Source organism: Streptomyces venezuelae, from assembly GCF_008642315.1.
GTDB lineage: Bacteria > Actinomycetota > Actinomycetes > Streptomycetales > Streptomycetaceae > Streptomyces > Streptomyces venezuelae_D.
Genome location: NZ_CP029192.1, coordinates 5,998,979 through 6,014,474, shown reverse-complemented (window position 1 = coordinate 6,014,474; position 15,496 = coordinate 5,998,979). Strand labels below are relative to the sequence as shown.

The window sequence follows — 15,496 nt, the reverse complement described above, 5'->3', positions numbered from 1 at the left end:
CCTCAGCTCTCCCCCGCCGCACCGACCACGACGCCCTACGCCGACCGGAACCCGATCGTCGGCACGGCCCTGCGCAGCGGCCACGGGCGGGCCGCGGCGGGCAGGAGGGACTGGAGGAAGGCGTAGCGCCGCAGGGCCAGGGGGTCCTGGTCGTCGAATTCGCGGACCCGGCGCCACCACGCGCCGACCTCCGCCCAGCCGGGCGCCGACAGGGAGCCGCCGAACTCCTGGACGGAGAGGGCCGCGGTGAGGCCCGCGAAGGCGAGCCGGTCCGCGAGGGGCCACTCCGCGAGGGTGCCGGTGACGAACCCGGCGACGAAGACGTCCCCGGCGCCGGTGGGGTCGAGCGCCTCGACCTCGATGGCCGGGACCTCCGCGGTCTCGCCGGTCCGCCCGTCCACGGCGTACGCGCCCTCCGCGCCGAGGGTCACCACGGCGAGCGGCACGTGCTCGGTGAGGGCGCGGGCCGCGGCGCGGGGGCAGGAGGTGCGGGTGTAGCGCATCGCCTCCTCCGCGTTGGGCAGGAACGCCTCGCAGTGCTCCAGGTCGGCGAGGCCCGCGAGGTCCCAGCGGCCGGTGTCGTCCCAACCGACGTCGGCGAAGATGCGGGTGCCGCTGCGTGCGGCCTGCGCGATCCAGGGGGCGCGGGTGCCGGGGGTCAGGGAGGCGACGGCGGCACGCGCGCGTGGCGGGCAGGAGGGGGCGCCTCCGTCGGGGGCGTCGGCGTCCGGCGGCGGCTCGTGGCCGTGGCTCACCATGGTGCGCTCTCCCTCGTACGCCATGGAGACGGTCACCGGGGAGTGCCAGCCGGGCACGGTGCGTGAGGGGGTGAGGTCGATGCCCTCTCCCTGTTCGAGTGCGTCCCAGCAGTACTCGCCGTAGTGGTCGTCCCCGAAGGCCGCGGCGAGCGAGGTGTGCAGCCCGAGGCGGGCGAGGGCGGTCGCCATGTTGGCGACGCCCCCGGGGCTCGATCCCATGCCGCGGGCCCAGGACTCGGTCCCGCGCACGGGCGCCGAGTCGAGGCCGGTGAAGATGATGTCGAGGAAGACCGTGCCGGTGAGGTAGACGTCGCAGTCCGGATCCCCGGCTCTGCGGGCCGCTTTCAGCGGGTCGACGGTGGGCTGTACGGGTACGACCATGCAGGCAACGTAACGGACGATGCCTGAAGAGGCTCGCGGTTACCGGCCGTGGACCTAGGGCCTGTGTCGGAAGTCCCGCCTGCCCGGCCTCCGGGCGGACGACGGGACTTCCGACACAGGCCCTACCAGCGCGGCACGGCCGGAGTGGTCCATTCCGGGTCGGCGGCCCGCATCGCCGCCGCGTCGTCGCGCTCCCGCAGCGCACGGAAGTCGTCGTCGAGCCAGCGCGCGTGCAGGGCGGCGAGCTTGTCCCGGTCGAGTGCGACGCCGAGGCCCGGGGTGTCGGTGACGGCGACCTTGCCGCCGGTGAACCGGAGCCGGGAGGTCAGGACGTCCTCGACCTGCCACGGGTAGTGCGAGTCGCAGGCGTGGTGCAGGTCGGGGACGGTGGCCGCCACGTGCGTCATCGCGGCGAGGCTGATGCCCAGGTGCGTGTTGGAGTGCATGGACACGCTGACGCCGAACGTGCGGCAGACGGCGGCCAGTTCCCGGGTGCGCCGCAGTCCGCCCCAGTAGTGGTGGTCGGAGAGCACCACCTGCACGGCACCCGTCCCGAAGGCCTCCGGTATCTCCTCGAAGGTCGTCACGCACATGTTCGTGGCGAGCGGGACCCGCGTGCCCGCGGCGACCTGCGCCATGGCGGGCGTGCCGAGCGCCGGGTCCTCCAAGTACTCGAGTACGTCGCCGAGTTCGGCCGCGACCTTCAGGGACGTCTCCACGGACCAGGCGCCGTTGGGGTCGAGCCGCAGCGGCAGGCCGGGGAAGGCCGCGGCCAGCGCGCGGATCGCGGCGACCTCCTCGTCGGGCGGGAAGACGCCGCCCTTGAGCTTGAAGGAGGTGAAGCCGTACCGCTCGGTGAACAGGCGGGCCTGGGCGACGATCCCGGCCGGGTCGAGCGCGGCGCCCCACCCCTCGTCCGGCTCGCTCGCGACGCCGGCCGGGTGCCCGGCCCACTTGTAGAACAGGTACGCGCTGTACTCCACGGCGTCGCGCACCTTGCCGCCGAGCAGTGCGTGCACGGGCAGCCCGAGCGCCTTGCCGAGGGCATCGAGGCAGGCGACCTCGAACCCGGAGACGACGGACAGCCGCAGCTTGTCGGCGGTCTGCACGCCGCGCAGACCGCCGACATCCACCGAGTCGTCGACCCGCGCGGCGTCCACGGCCACGTCGTCCGCGAGTGTGAACAGCCCGTTCAGTTCGGACACGTCGTGCCCGACGAGCCGCCCGGCGAACGGCCGGGCGAGCTCCAGGTACTTCGAGTCCCCGTACGTCTCCCCTATGCCCGTCACTCCACCCTCGGTGACCACCTCGATGATCAGGCGGGGCGTGTAGGGCTGATGCACGCCCTGGGTGTTGAGGAGCGGCGGATCGGCGACGAGGACGGGCGTGAGACGGACGTCCGCGATGACGAGACTCTGTCCATACATGAGAACGGAGACTAGGTACGCGAACGTCGAGCGTCAATGGCGCACCCGGAGGGCTAGAGCTCGGCCTCGATCAGATCGGCCGCGCGTGCCGCGCCGCCCTCCGCGCGCACCTGCTCCCTCAACTCGGCGCACCTGCGCGCGACCTCGGGGTCCGAGGTCAGCTCCAGAAGCGCGGTCCGCAGCACCTCACCCGTCGCCTCCGGCGTGTCGACGCGCCGCGCGACACCGAGCTCCACCAGCCGGTCCGCGTTCATCGGCTGCTCCGCGCCCTGCGGCACGGCGATCATCGGCACACCGGCGTGGAGACCCTCGCCACTGCTGCCCATCCCGGCATGCGTGACGAAGGCGTCGGCCTGCTCCAGGACGGCCAACTGAGGTACCCAGGAACGGACTTCGACGTTGCCGGGCAGGCCGTCGCCCAGCTCCGCGGGATCCACGTGCCTGCCGATCTGCAGCACGACGTGCCACCCCGGCAGGTCCCCGAAGGCTGCCACGCACTGCCGGTAGAACTCCGGCTGCACGGTGTACGCCGAGCCGAGCGAGACCAGGAGCACCTTCTCGGCGTCCGAGGGCCGCACCCAGCTCTCCCGCGCGGCGCGGTCGCCGAGGCAGGGCCCGACGAAGTCGACCCGCGTGGCGTCGACGGTGTCCGCGTGCGGCTGCATGGCCCGCGGCACGGTGGCGAGGGCGCGCGGCGGCACCCCGGAGAACTCCGCGACGTCCAGCGTGGTGGCCCCGCACCCGGCGAGCCACTCCTTGAAGCGGGCCTCCAGGGCGTCGGCGCCCGGGAGTCGGGCGAGATGCGCGCCGACGTCCTCCTGATAGCTGCCCCACGCCACGAAGGTGGGCGACAGCTGGACGAGCGGCCGTCCCTGCGTCTCGGCGAGCGCACGGGCGACGTACGCGCCGATGTCGTACAGGTACAGGTCCGCGGGGTCGTCGTCGTACGCCGCGCGGAGCTGCGGGAGCACCGCCATCGCGTCGTCGAGGAAGAGCGAACTGGCCTCGATCGGGTCGTCGGGCCAGATGTTGTCGCGGAACGGGAGCGTGGACTCGTACGCGACGAGTTCGGCGCCGGTGGGCTCGATGAGCCCGGCGGTCGCGGGGTCGTTGGCGTACGTCACGCGGTGGCCGCGCGCCACCAGTTCACGGATGACTTCGAGACCGGGCAGCACGTGGCTGACCATCGGGACGCCGACCATGGCGATGTGGGCAGGGCGGCGGGAGAGCCGACGAGGCATGGGTGTTCCTCCAGGAACGGAGAGCTACGGATCCGCGGCGGTGCGGATGTGGACACGGCGGCCCGCCGCCACGGTCCTGTCCGGACGGGCGGGGGCCTGCTGGGGCCGTGTCAGCCGTAGATCTGCGCGATGGAGTCCATGCCGGGGACCCTAGCCCGGCACCCGGCGATCAGTCGAACGAATATCAGTCGAAGGCATAGGCGTCGACCTCGGCGAGGTACTTCGCCCGCAGTGCCTCGTCCGCCGCGTCCCGGTCGAGGAAGCTCGCCAGGAAGGAGTTGCGGGCGAGCGTGCGCAGCCGCTCCGGGTCGAGGCCGAGGGCCTCGCGCACGGCGTGGAAGTTGTCGTCGGCGTACCCGCCGAAGTAGGCGGGGTCGTCGGAGTTGACCGTGCACATGAGGCCCGCGTCCAGCATCCGCGGCAGCGGGTGGTCCTCCAGGACGTCGATGGTGCGCAGCCGGACGTTGGAGAGCGGGCAGAGCGTGAGCGGGACGCGGTCGCGGACCAGGCGCTCCACCAGTGCCGGGTCCTCCACGCAGCGCAGTCCGTGGTCGACGCGCTCGACGCGCAGGACGTCGAGGGCCTCCGTGATGTACGCGGGCGGGCCCTCCTCCCCCGCGTGGGCGACGAGCCGTAGGCCGCGGGCGGCGGCGGCCTCGTACACCTTCTTGAACTTGGCCGGCGGGTGGCCGACCTCGGCGGAGTCCAGGCCGATGCCGATGATGCGGTGGAGGTACGGCTCGGCGGCCTCCAGCGTCCGCATCGCGGACTCGGCGGACTGGTCGCGCAGGAAGCACATGATCAGGCGCGTGGAGACGCCGTGCCGTTCCTCGCTGCGGTCCAGGGCGCGGGCGAGCCCCTCGACGACGGTGCCGATGGGGACGCCGCGCGCGGTGTGGGCCTGCGGGTCGAAGAAGATCTCGGCGTGCCGGACGCCCTGTGCGGCGGCGCGGGCGAGGTAGGCGTCCGCGAGCTCCTCGAAGTCGGCCTCGGTGCGCAGCACGGCCATGAGCCGGTAGTAGAGGTTGAGGAAGGTCTGGAGGTCGTCGAAGAGGTAGGCCTCGCGGAGCTCTTCGGTGTCGGCGTAGGGCAGTTCAACGCCGTTGCGTGCGGCGAGCGCGAAGGCGAGCTCGGGTTCGAGGGTGCCTTCGATGTGGAGGTGGAGTTCGGCCTTGGGGATCGGCATGGTGCGGTCTCGCTCAGGTTCGCTCGGGGGCTCAGGTTCGCTTGGGGAGGGGTACGCGCGACAGGTCGCGGGCGACGGTGAGTTCGCCGTCGAATCCGGCGGCGCGGGCCTGCTGTTCGTACAGGCTCGGGTCGGGGTAGCGCTGGCTGAAGTGGGTGAGGACGAGGTGGCGGACGCCCGCGTCGACGGCGACGCGGGCAGCCTGCCCGGCAGTCAAGTGGCCGTGATCGACGGCGAGTTGCTCATCTTCATCGAGGAACGTCGACTCGATGACGAGCATGTCGCAGCCCTCGGCGAGGGCGTGCACGCCGTCGCAGAGCCGGGTGTCCATGATGAAGGCGAACCGCTGTCCGCGCCGCACCTCGCTGACCTCTTCGAGGGTCACGCCGCGCAGGCTGCCCTCCTTCTGGAGCCGGCCGACGTCGGGCCCGCCGATGCCGTGCTCGGCGAGGCGCTCCGGCAGCATCCGGCGCCCGTCGGGCTCGGTGAGGCGGTAGCCGTACGACTCGACGGGATGGGAGAGCTTCATCGCGTCGAGGGTGTACGCGGGCGTGACGTCCAGGGGGCCGTCCGCGGCCACCGGCGCCTCGGTGAGCCGCACGGTCTCGCGGTAGGCCGTCGCGTACCGCAGCCGGTCGAAGAAGCGCTGTCCCGACGCCGGGTAGTGGGCGGTGACGGGGTGCGGGACCCGGTCGAGGTTGATGCGCTGGATCACCCCGGCAAGGCCCAGCGAGTGGTCGCCGTGGAAGTGCGTGACGCAGATCCGGTGCAGGTCGTGGGCGGCGACCCCGGCGCGCAGCATCTGGCGCTGCGTGCCCTCGCCGGGGTCGAACATGATGCCCTGGCCGTCCCAGAGCAGGACGTAGCCGTTGTGGTTGCGGTGCCGGGTGGGGACCTGGCTGGCGGTGCCGAGCACCACCAGTTCACGTGCGGACAAGGAGGACGGTCCCCGCTATCCGGGGGGCCACTGGAGGCCGCGGCCTCCCAGGACGTGCGCGTGCGCGTGCCAGACGGTCTGGCCCGCGCCGGACCCGGTGTTGAAGACGATGCGGTAGCTGTCGGCCTTCTCCTCGGCGGCGACCTCGCCCGCCTCCCGCAGCACGTCCGCGGCGATCGCCGGCTCGGCGGCGGCGAGCGACGCGGCGTCCGGGTAGTGCGCCTTGGGGATCACCAGGACGTGGGTCGGCGCCTGCGGGTTGATGTCACGGAAGGCCACGGTCGTCTCGGTCTCCCGGACGACGGTCGCCGGCACCTCACCCGCGACGATCTTGCAGAACAGGCAGTCGCTTTGCGCTTCGCCCGCCATGGGCCGCCTCCTGGGTCAGTGAAGATCAGTACGCTTCGCATGCTATCGGCCCGGCGCCACGGGGCCCGGGCGAGGTCGCCGGGGCACGGCCACCGGGCGGGATCGCCGGAGCACGGCCGCCAAAGCACGGCGTCGCGGCCCAGCCGCCGGGGCGAGACCGCCGGGGCACGGCCGCCGGGCGGGATCGCCGGGGCACGGCCGCCGGGCGGGATCGCCGGGGCACGGCCGCCGGGCGGGATCGCCGGGGCACGGCCGCCAAGGCATGGCGTCGCGGCCCAGCCGCCGGGGCGAGACCGCCGGAGCACGGCCACCGGGCGGGATCGCCGGAGCACGGCCGCCAAGGCATGGCGTCGCGGCCCAGCCGCCGGGGTGAGACCGCCGGGGCACGGCCACCGGGCGGGATCGCCGGGGCACGGCCGCCAAGGCACGGCGTCGAGGCACCGCCACCTCAACGAAGTCGCCGGGCCCGACCGCCGGGGCGCGGCCACGGGGTGGGACGGCCGCGGCCCGGCCGCCGGAGCACGGCCGCCGGGTGCGGTCGTCTGGTCGTGTCACTCCGTGCCCGGCAGCTCCGGGGGCGTCTTCGCCGGGTTCTCCGTCAGGGCGGCCAGTGCGATGCGGATCGCCTCGTCCAACTGCGGGTCGCGGCCCGCCGCGTGGTCGTCCGGGGTGGTGACCACCTCGACGTCCGGTTCGACGCCGTGGTTCTCGACGCCCCAGCCCTCGCCCTCCAGCCAGAACGCGTACTTCGGCTGCGTCACCAGCGTCCCGTCGACCAGGTGGTAGCGGCTGTCGATGCCGATGACGCCGCCCCACGTGCGGGTGCCCACCACGGGCCCGATGCCGAGCGCCCTGATCGCGGCGTTGACGATGTCGCCGTCGGAGCCGGAGAACTCGTTGGCGACGGCGACGACCGGACCGCGCGGCGCGTCCGCCGGATAGCTGAGCGCGCGGGAGCCGCGGGGCAGGTCCCAGCCGACGACGCGGCGCGCCAGCTTCTCCACGACGAGCTGCGAGGTGTGCCCGCCGCGGTTCTCCCTGACGTCCACGACCAGTCCCTCGCGGGCGACCTCGACGCGCAGGTCGCGGTGGATCTGCGCCCAGCCGGGCGCCTGCATGTCGGGCACGTGGAGGTAGCCGAGACGGCCGCCCGAGTGCTCGTGGACGTACGCCCGCCGGTCGGCGACCCAGGCGTGGTAGCGCAGCGGTTCCTCGTCGTCGACGGGGACCACCACGGCGTGCCGGGCGTCACCGCCGCCGGACGGCGAGACCGTCAGCTCGACGGCCTTGCCCGCGGTGCCGACGAGCAGCGGCCCCGGCCCGGCCACCGGGTCGACGGGCATGCCGTTCACCTCGATGACCGCGTCACCGGGACGGACCGCGACGCCGGGCGCGGCCAGCGGCGACCGCGCGTCCGGGTCGGACGTCTCCGAGGGCAGGATCCGGTCGATGCGCCACAGGCCGTCCTCGCCGCGCGCGAGGTCCGCGCCGAGGAGTCCCTGCCGGTGCGCCCCGCCCCCACCGCCGCGCGGGGTGACGTAGGCGTGCGAGGTGCCGAGTTCGCCGTGCACCTCCCACAGCAGGTCGACGAGGTCGTCGTGGGTGGCGACGCGGTCGAGGACGGGGCGGTAGCGCTCCAGTACGGCGTCCCAGTCGACGCCGCCCATGTCGGGCCGCCAGAAGTTGTCCCGCATGAGGCGGCCCGTCTCGTCGTACATCTGGCGCCACTCGGCCGCCGGGTCGACGGTGTGCCGGATGCGGGTGAGGTCGACGGTGATGTTCGACGCGCTGTCCTCGTCGCCGGAGGCGCGCCGGTCGCTGGGGACGACCTTCAGCTTGCCGTCGGTCCACAGCAGGATCCGCTTGCCGTCGCCGGTGACCGCGAAGTGGTCGGCGTCCGCGGCGAGTTCCTCGACGCGGCGGTCCGCGAAGTCGTACCGCTCCAGCTCGGTCCTGGGGTCCGGGTCGTGCGGGGTGGCGCGGGAGGCGCCGAGGACGCCGCGCACCGGGTGGCGCAGCCACAGCAGACCGTCCTTCGCGGCCCGCAGCGTGCTGTAGCGGGCGGCCTCGACGGGGAACGGCACGATGCGGTCGGCGAGCCCGTCGAAGTCGATGCGGGTGACGGGCGCGCCCTCGCTGTCGGGGGTCTCGGCGCCGTCCTGCGCCTCGAAGGGCCTGCCGTGCCGCTGCGGCCCGAAGGGGGACGGCGTGGTCGCGGCGAGCGTGATCAGGTGCGGCCGGGAGCCGCCGACGAACGCGAGGTCGAAGACGTGCGCGTCGTAGACCGGGTCGAAGGAGCGGGCGGAGAGGAACGCGAGGTGCTTGCCGTCAAGGGTGAACGCGGGCGCGTAGTCGCGGAAACGCAACGGGGTCGCCTCGGCCACCGACAGGTCGGCGGTGTTGGCGAGCTTCAACTGCCGCAGCGGGCTGGGGCCGGGGTGCGACCAGGCGAGCCAGGCGGAGTCGGGCGAGAAGACGAGCCCGGTGGCCTCGCCGTCCTCACTGCGGTCCACCTCGCGCACCTCGCCGCTCTCCCGCTCGACGAGCAGCACGCGTCCGTCGTGCGAGGCGACGGCGGCGCGGGAACCGTCGGGGGCGACGGCGAGCCCGAGGACCCGCCCGAGCTGTCCCGCGGCGAGTCTGCGCGGGGTGGCGCCGGGCGCGGAGCCGGTGGCGGGCGCGAACTCCAGGGCCTCGTCGCCCTCCGCGTCCGTGACCCATACGACGTGTTCCTCGCCCTGCACCCGGAACGTACGCGGCAGCCGGGCGCGCACCCCGTGCTCGGCGGCGAGCGCGCGGGCGGGGCCCTCGCGGTGCGTGACCCAGTGGACGGAGCCGCGCACGGAGACGGCGCTGCCGCGTCCGGTGTGGTCGGGGGCGGCGGCCCCGAACCAGCGGGCGGCGCTCACGGGGTGCGGCTGCAGGTCGGTGCGCTGGCCGCCGAGGCGCAGGTCGACGCGGCGGGGCTCGGCGTCGAACAGGTCGTCGAGGAGCCAGAGTTCACCCGCGGACACGTAGACGACGCGGGTGCCGTCGGTGGCCGCGTGGCGCGCGTAGAAGCCGTCGAGCGGGGTGTGGCGGCGCAGGTCGGAGCCGTCGGGCAGGGAGGAGTAGAGGGCGCCGACGCCTTCGTGGTCGGAGAGGAAGGCGATGCGCTCGCCGACGACGAGCGGGTACTCGATGTTGCCGTCGAGCTCTTCGTGGACGCGTACGAAGCGCGACTCTCCACCGGCGGGGGCCGTGCCGTCACCGGGGGCCACGCCGTCCCCGTCGGTGCGCCGGATCCACAGCTTGCCCGCAGTGCCGCCGCGGTACCGCTTCCACCAGGCGGCCTCACGCCCCATCGGCGCGGAGAGCAGCAGGACCTGCCCGTCGGGGCCGTGGGCGGCGTCGCCGACGGGTCCGTACGGCAGGGTGGCGGCGGGGCCGCCGTCGAGCGGCACGGCCCGCGCCCAGCTGCGGCGCAGGGAGGCCTGGCCCGCCGTGCTGATGGCGAGGACCTGCCCGTCGGGCGTCCACCCGCGCACGGAGGTACGCCAACTCCCCCAGTGCGTCAGCCTCTTGGAGGGGCCGCCGTCGACGGGCGCGATGTGCACCTCGGGGGCTCCGTCGCGCGTGGAGGTCCAGGCGACGGTCGTGCCGTCCGGGGATATGCGGGGATGGTTCACGGGCATGTTGTCGGCGCTGACCCGCCAGGCCCGGCCCCCGTCGAGGGGCGCGACCCAGACGTCGTCCTCTGCCGCGAACGCGAGCAACTCGCCGTGGATGTGCGGGAACCGGAGATATGCGCGGTGCGCTGCCTCTGTCACACCGACCAGCCTAGGCAGGCTCCGGGCGGGCCGTCAGGGGGACGATCATTTCCCGGGCAGGCAGTCGCAGGTCGGCTCGGGCGGGGGCGGGTCCGCGGTGACGGTCACGGTGACGGTGGAGGTGGGCGCGGGGTCGGGCTCCTGGTGGGTGGGCGGGGTGGACGGCTGGTCGCCCCCGTCGTTCCCGCCGTCACCGTTCCCGCCGCCGTTGCCGTTGCCGTCACCCGCGTCGCAGTTGCCGAGGACGTCGACGCGGAACCACTGCTTGCCGCCGACCTTGGCGGTGAGGTTGCCGCGTACGCAGGCCCCGTCGACGACGGAACTCACCCGGCCCTTGACGCTGATGTCCGTGCCGTCGTCGGTCTCGCCCTGGCAGTCCACCTCGATCACGGACTCCGTCTCGCCGGAGGCGCCGCTCGGTGTGACCTTGTCCTTGAAGCTCGCGGTGCAGCTGAGCCAGGACACGTCGGCACCCTGCCGCTCCAGCTCCTTGGTCCCCATCTCGTCCACGGTGAGCGCGACCGCGGAGGTGTTCATCCCGCCGTTCACGGGATCGCACGCGGTGACTCCCAGCGCGGCGGCGCCGGCGAGCCCGACGGCGTACAGGATCGTCCTACGCCGTGTCCCCGACACCCGGCCGCGTAACCGCCTCAATGCCCCCATAGGCGGCAGAGTGCCACCGCGGACGCCGGTCCGGTAGACCGCATGCGGCCATGCTCAGGTGCGCAGCAGAAGCCACTCCTGCAACTCCACCAGGTTCCCCTCGGGATCCTTGAGGTAGGCCACCCGCATGCGTTCGGTCACGGGCGCGGGCCCGTGCGCGAGGACGGCCCCGCGTCCGACGATGTCCGCGCAGTACGCGTCCAGGTCGTCGACCCTGAGCACCACCAGCGAGCGGTGCCCGGTCGCCGCGTCGGCGAGCTCACCGAGCAGCCCCGCCATCATCGCCCGGTCCTGCAACGCGATGCCCGCCGAGCCGACGGCGGGACTGAACTTCTCGTACGGTCCGTCCTGGGCGCCCGACTGGGGCTTGAGGCCCAGCACTTCGCCGTAGAAGCGGTAACAGGCGGGGAAGTCCGCGACGAGCAGACGCACCTGGGCGAGTTCCAACGCATCCCCCGTGGGGTTCGGTCAGGACCAGCGGCCGGTGCGTCCGAGGAGGAGCGCCGTCGCCGCGGTCCCGGCGGTCGACGTGCGCAACACGCTACGCCCGAGCCGGTACGGCTTCGCGCCCGACTCGGCGAACACCGCGAGCTCCTCCGGGGAGACGCCCCCTTCGGGCCCGACCACCAGCACGATGTGCCCGGCCGCGGGGAGTTCCGCCGTGGCCAGCGGATCGCTGCTGCCCTCCTCGTGCAGGACGGCCGCGAAGTCGGCGTCCGCGAGGAGCGCTGCGACCTGCTTCGTCGACGCGGCGTCGGCTACCTCGGGGAAGCGGACCCGGCGCGACTGCTTGCCCGCCTCACGCGCGGTGGCCCGCCACTTGGCGAGGGCCTTGAGGCCGCGCTCGCCCTTCCACTGCGTGATGCAGCGCGACGCGGTCCACGGCACGACGGCGTCGACGCCGGTCTCCGTCATCGTCTCCACGGCGAGTTCGCCGCGGTCGCCCTTGGGCAGGGCCTGGACGACGGTGATACGGGGCGACTCCTCGGGCTCGTCGGCCACGGAGTCCATGTGGACGATCAGCCGGTCCTTGCCCTCGGTGTCCACGACCACGCACTCCGCCCAGCGCCCGGCGCCGTCGGTCAGGACGACGTCCTCACCGGCGCGCAGCCGCTTCACGGAGACGGCGTGCCGCCCCTCGGGCCCGTCGAGCACGTAGCGCCCGCCGCCGCCCGCGTCGAAGTGGTCGACGACGAAAACCGGGGCGGTCACGCGGCACCCTCCGCATCCGACGCGACCTTCGCCTTCGCCTCGGCCAGTTCGGCGGCGAGGACCTCGACGAGCTGTCCTGCGGGCAGTTCGCGGGCGAGCCGGTGGCCCTGCCCGGCCCAGAGCGCCATGGCCTGCGCGTCCCCGGCCTTCGCCGCGGCCTTGCGCACGGCGCCGGTGAGGTGGTGGACCTGCGGGTAGGCGGCGGGGGCGTACGGGCCGTGCTCCCGCATGAAGCGGTTGACGAGGCCGCGCGCGGGGCGCCCGGAGAACGCCCGGGTCAGCTCGGTCCGCACGAAGAGCGGGTTGGTCATGGCCTGCTTGTGCAGCGGGTTCGCACCCGACTCGGGGGTGACGAGGAAGGCCGTGCCGAGCTGTGCGGCGTCGGCGCCCGCGGCGAGTACGGCGGCGATCTGTGCGCCGCGCATGAGCCCGCCGGCGGCGACGATCGGGATCTGCACGGTCTCACGCACCTGCGTGATGAGGGAGAGCAGCCCGATCCCGGCCCCGTCGGTTTCCGGGTTGTCCTTGTGGGTGCCCTGGTGCCCGCCCGCCTCGATGCCCTGCACGCACACGGCGTCGGCGCCGGCCCACTGGGCGGTCTGGGCCTCCTCCGCGGTGGTGACGGTGACGACGGTCAGGGTGTTGACGCGGGCGAAGGCGTCGAGGACGTCACGGGTGGGGCAGCCGAAGGTGAACGAGACGAGCGGCACGGGGTCGTCGAGCAGGATCGCGAGCTTGGCGTCGTACCCGTCGTCGCGTCCGCTGTCCGGGTCGCCGAGCTCCGTCTCGTACCAGGTGGCCTCGCCGGCGAGCTGGTTGCGGTACACCTCGACGGCCGCGGCGTCCGCGGTGTCGGGCTGCGGCATGAACAGGTTGACGCCGAAGGGGCGCGAGGTGAGCCCTCGCAACTGTTTGATCTCCTGGTACATCCCGTCGGCGGTCTTGTACCCGGCGGCGAGGAACCCGAGCCCTCCGGCCTCGGCGACGGCCCCGGCCAGTGCGGGCCCGGAGGCACCGCCTGCCATGGGGGCCTGCACGATCGGGAGACGACAGAGCTCGGTCAGCGCGGAGGACATGACGGCATCGTGCCACGGTCCTCTTCTCCCGCCGAATCGCGCACCCCGCGCCGGTGTGCGCCACCCGTCTGCCCCTTCCCCCGCACCGGCGGCCGCGGCCCGTCCCGGGCTGGTCGCGCAGTTCCCCGCGCCCCTGAAGGGGCGCGGGACGGGGGGGTTTTAGGGGCGCGGGGAACTGCGCGACCAGCCCCCACGCAGCCGCAGGCGAAGACAAAGCCCCCGGCGACGGTCAGAGCCGTCGCCGGGGGCCGGGGAAACACCGCTCAAGGCGCTACCGCCCGTTGAACGCGTCCTTGAGGCGCGAGAACAGCCCCTGCTGCCCCGGCTGGAACTGCCCCGTGGGCCGCTCCTCGCCGCGCGCCTTCGCCAGTTCCCGCAGCAACCGCTCCTGCTCGGGGTCGAGCTTCGTCGGCGTCAGGACCTCGACGTGCACGATGAGGTCACCGCGACCACCGCCCCGCAGATGCGTGATGCCGCGCCCGTGCAGCGGAACGGACTGCCCCGACTGCGTGCCGGGCCGGATGTCGATCTCCTCCAGGCCGTCGAGCGTCTCCAGCGGCACCTTCGTGCCGAGGGCCGCCGCGGTCATCGGGATCGTCACCGTGCAGTGCAGATCGTCGCCGCGCCGCTGGAACACGGCGTGCGGCAGCTCGTGGATCTCGACGTACAGGTCACCGGCGGGGCCGCCGCCGGGCCCGACCTCGCCCTCGCCCGCGAGCTGGATCCGCGTGCCGTTGTCGACACCGGCGGGGATCTTCACCGTCAGCGTCCGACGCGAGCGGATCCGTCCGTCGCCCGCGCACTCCGGGCACGGCGTCGGCACGACCGTGCCGAAGCCCTGGCACTGCGGGCAGGGCCGGGAGGTCATGACCTGCCCGAGGAAGGACCGCGTGACCTGCGACACCTCACCGCGACCGCGGCACATGTCACACGTCTGGGCGGAGGTGCCGGGCGCGGCACCCTCACCGCTGCAGGTCGTACAGACGACAGCCGTGTCGACCTGGATGTCCTTGGTGGTCCCGAAGGCGGCCTCGTCGAGGTCGATCTCCAGGCGGATCATGGCGTCCTGGCCGCGACGCGTGCGCGAGCGCGGTCCGCGCTGCGACGCCGTCCCGAAGAACGCGTCCATGATGTCGGAGAAGTTGCCGAAGCCGCCGGCGCCGAAGCCACCCGCGCCTCCGCCGCCGCCCGCCTGGGACAGCGGGTCTCCGCCGAGGTCGTAGACCTGCTTCTTCTGCGGGTCCGACAACACCTCGTACGCGGCGTTGATCTCCTTGAAGCGCTCCTGAGTCTTCGGGTCCGGATTCACATCCGGGTGAAGCTCACGAGCCAGCCTCCGGAAGGCCTTCTTGATCTCGTCCTGGGAAGCGTCGCGGCGCACGCCGAGTACGGCGTAGTAGTCCGTGGCCACTTACGACTCCGCCAGGATCTGTCCGACGTAACGTGCCACTGCGCGTACTGCTCCCATCGTTCCCGGATAGTCCATGCGGGTCGGTCCGACCACGCCGAGTTTGGCGACTGCCTCGCTGCCCGAACCGTAGCCGACCGAGACCACGGACGTGGAGCTGAGCCCCTCATGGGCGTTCTCATGACCGATCCGTACGGCCATGCCCGAATCCTGCACTTCCCCAAGCAACTTGAGGAGCACGACCTGCTCCTCGAGGGCTTCGAGAACGGGCCGGATGGTGAGGGGAAAGTCATGTCCGAAGCGGGTGAGATTGGCGGTGCCGCCGATCATCAGCCGCTCCTCCGTCTCCTCCACGAGCGTCTCGAGGAGGGTGGACAGGACCGTCGCGACGGTGCCGCGGTCCTCGGCCTCGAAGGCCTCGGGCAGGTCCTGCACCAACTGTGGCACATCCGCGAAGCGCCGCCCCGCGACCCTGCTGTTCAACCGGGCCCGCAGGTCCGCGAGCGCGGTCTCGCCGAACGGCGCGGGGCAGTCGATCATGCGCTGCTCGACCCGGCCCGTGTCCGTGATCAGTACGAGCATCAGCCGGGCGGGGGCCAGCGAGAGCAGCTCCACGTGCCGCACCGTCGAGCGGGTGAGCGACGGGTACTGCACGACGGCGACCTGCCGGGTGAGCTGCGCGAGCAGCCGCACCGTGCGCCCCACGACGTCGTCGAGGTCGACTGCGCCGTCGAGGAAGTTCTGGATGGCGCGCCGCTCGGGCGCGGTCATCGGCTTGACGCCCGCGAGTTTGTCGACGAAGAGGCGGTAGCCCTTGTCGGTGGGGATGCGCCCCGCGCTGGTGTGCGGCTGGGCGATGAACCCTTCCTCCTCCAGCACCGCCATGTCGTTGCGGACGGTGGCCGGGGAGACCCCCAGACGGTGCCGCTCGGTGAGCGCCTTGGAGCCGACGGGCTCCTCCGTCCCCACGTAGTCATGGACGATGGCGCGCAGCACTTCGAGCCTGCGTTCACTGAGCATCGCGCACAC

Annotated in this window: 13 protein-coding genes; all 13 read right to left on the bottom strand. The window is 73.2% G+C overall.

Annotated elements, in window-relative coordinates:
* Positions 1–35: 35 nt before the first annotated feature.
* Entirely contained in the window at positions 36–1,139 is a 1,104-nt protein-coding gene (locus DEJ48_RS26315; protein ID WP_150218715.1) for a carbohydrate kinase family protein, read from the bottom strand.
* A 122-nt stretch (positions 1,140–1,261) separates the two neighbouring features.
* Positions 1,262–2,566 carry a glucarate dehydratase family protein gene (locus tag DEJ48_RS26310; RefSeq protein WP_150218714.1) on the bottom strand — a complete coding sequence of 435 codons (1,305 nt, stop codon included), beginning with the start codon at positions 2,564–2,566 and terminating at the stop codon, positions 1,262–1,264.
* A gap of 53 nt (positions 2,567–2,619) precedes the next feature.
* A complete protein-coding gene (locus DEJ48_RS26305; RefSeq protein WP_223832207.1) occupies positions 2,620–3,807 on the bottom strand; it encodes a macrolide family glycosyltransferase in 1,188 nt (395 codons plus the stop codon).
* 184 nt (positions 3,808–3,991) lie between these two features.
* Positions 3,992–4,993 (bottom strand): adenosine deaminase, encoded by a 1,002-nt coding sequence (locus DEJ48_RS26300; RefSeq protein ID WP_150218713.1) that lies wholly within the window; start codon positions 4,991–4,993, stop codon positions 3,992–3,994.
* A 31-nt stretch (positions 4,994–5,024) separates the two neighbouring features.
* Positions 5,025–5,930 (bottom strand): ribonuclease Z, encoded by a 906-nt coding sequence (locus DEJ48_RS26295; RefSeq protein WP_150218712.1) that lies wholly within the window; start codon positions 5,928–5,930, stop codon positions 5,025–5,027.
* Between the two features lie 15 nt (positions 5,931–5,945).
* Positions 5,946–6,299 carry a histidine triad nucleotide-binding protein gene (locus tag DEJ48_RS26290; protein WP_150218711.1) on the bottom strand — a complete coding sequence of 118 codons (354 nt, stop codon included), beginning with the start codon at positions 6,297–6,299 and terminating at the stop codon, positions 5,946–5,948.
* A gap of 551 nt (positions 6,300–6,850) precedes the next feature.
* Positions 6,851–10,108: a S41 family peptidase gene (locus DEJ48_RS26285; RefSeq protein ID WP_190537593.1), complete on the bottom strand. Its 3,258-nt coding sequence runs from the start codon at positions 10,106–10,108 to the stop codon at positions 6,851–6,853.
* A gap of 45 nt (positions 10,109–10,153) precedes the next feature.
* Positions 10,154–10,771 carry a hypothetical protein gene (locus DEJ48_RS26280; protein WP_150218709.1) on the bottom strand — a complete coding sequence of 206 codons (618 nt, stop codon included), beginning with the start codon at positions 10,769–10,771 and terminating at the stop codon, positions 10,154–10,156.
* 54 nt (positions 10,772–10,825) lie between these two features.
* Positions 10,826–11,218 (bottom strand): VOC family protein, encoded by a 393-nt coding sequence (locus DEJ48_RS26275; RefSeq protein WP_150218708.1) that lies wholly within the window; start codon positions 11,216–11,218, stop codon positions 10,826–10,828.
* A 21-nt stretch (positions 11,219–11,239) separates the two neighbouring features.
* Positions 11,240–11,983: a 16S rRNA (uracil(1498)-N(3))-methyltransferase gene (locus DEJ48_RS26270; protein WP_150218707.1), complete on the bottom strand. Its 744-nt coding sequence runs from the start codon at positions 11,981–11,983 to the stop codon at positions 11,240–11,242.
* The gene (locus DEJ48_RS26265; protein WP_150218706.1) at positions 11,980–13,059 is read right to left on the bottom strand and encodes a nitronate monooxygenase; all 1,080 of its coding nucleotides are present in this window, start codon (positions 13,057–13,059) and stop codon (positions 11,980–11,982) included. Before DEJ48_RS26265 ends, DEJ48_RS26270 begins: the two co-directional genes overlap by 4 nt.
* A 271-nt stretch (positions 13,060–13,330) precedes the next feature.
* Positions 13,331–14,470, bottom strand: coding sequence for a molecular chaperone DnaJ (gene dnaJ, locus DEJ48_RS26260; protein WP_150218705.1), 1,140 nt, complete (start codon positions 14,468–14,470; stop codon positions 13,331–13,333).
* Positions 14,471–15,487 carry a heat-inducible transcriptional repressor HrcA gene (gene hrcA, locus DEJ48_RS26255; protein WP_150184061.1) on the bottom strand — a complete coding sequence of 339 codons (1,017 nt, stop codon included), beginning with the start codon at positions 15,485–15,487 and terminating at the stop codon, positions 14,471–14,473.
* Positions 15,488–15,496: the final 9 nt, after the last annotated feature.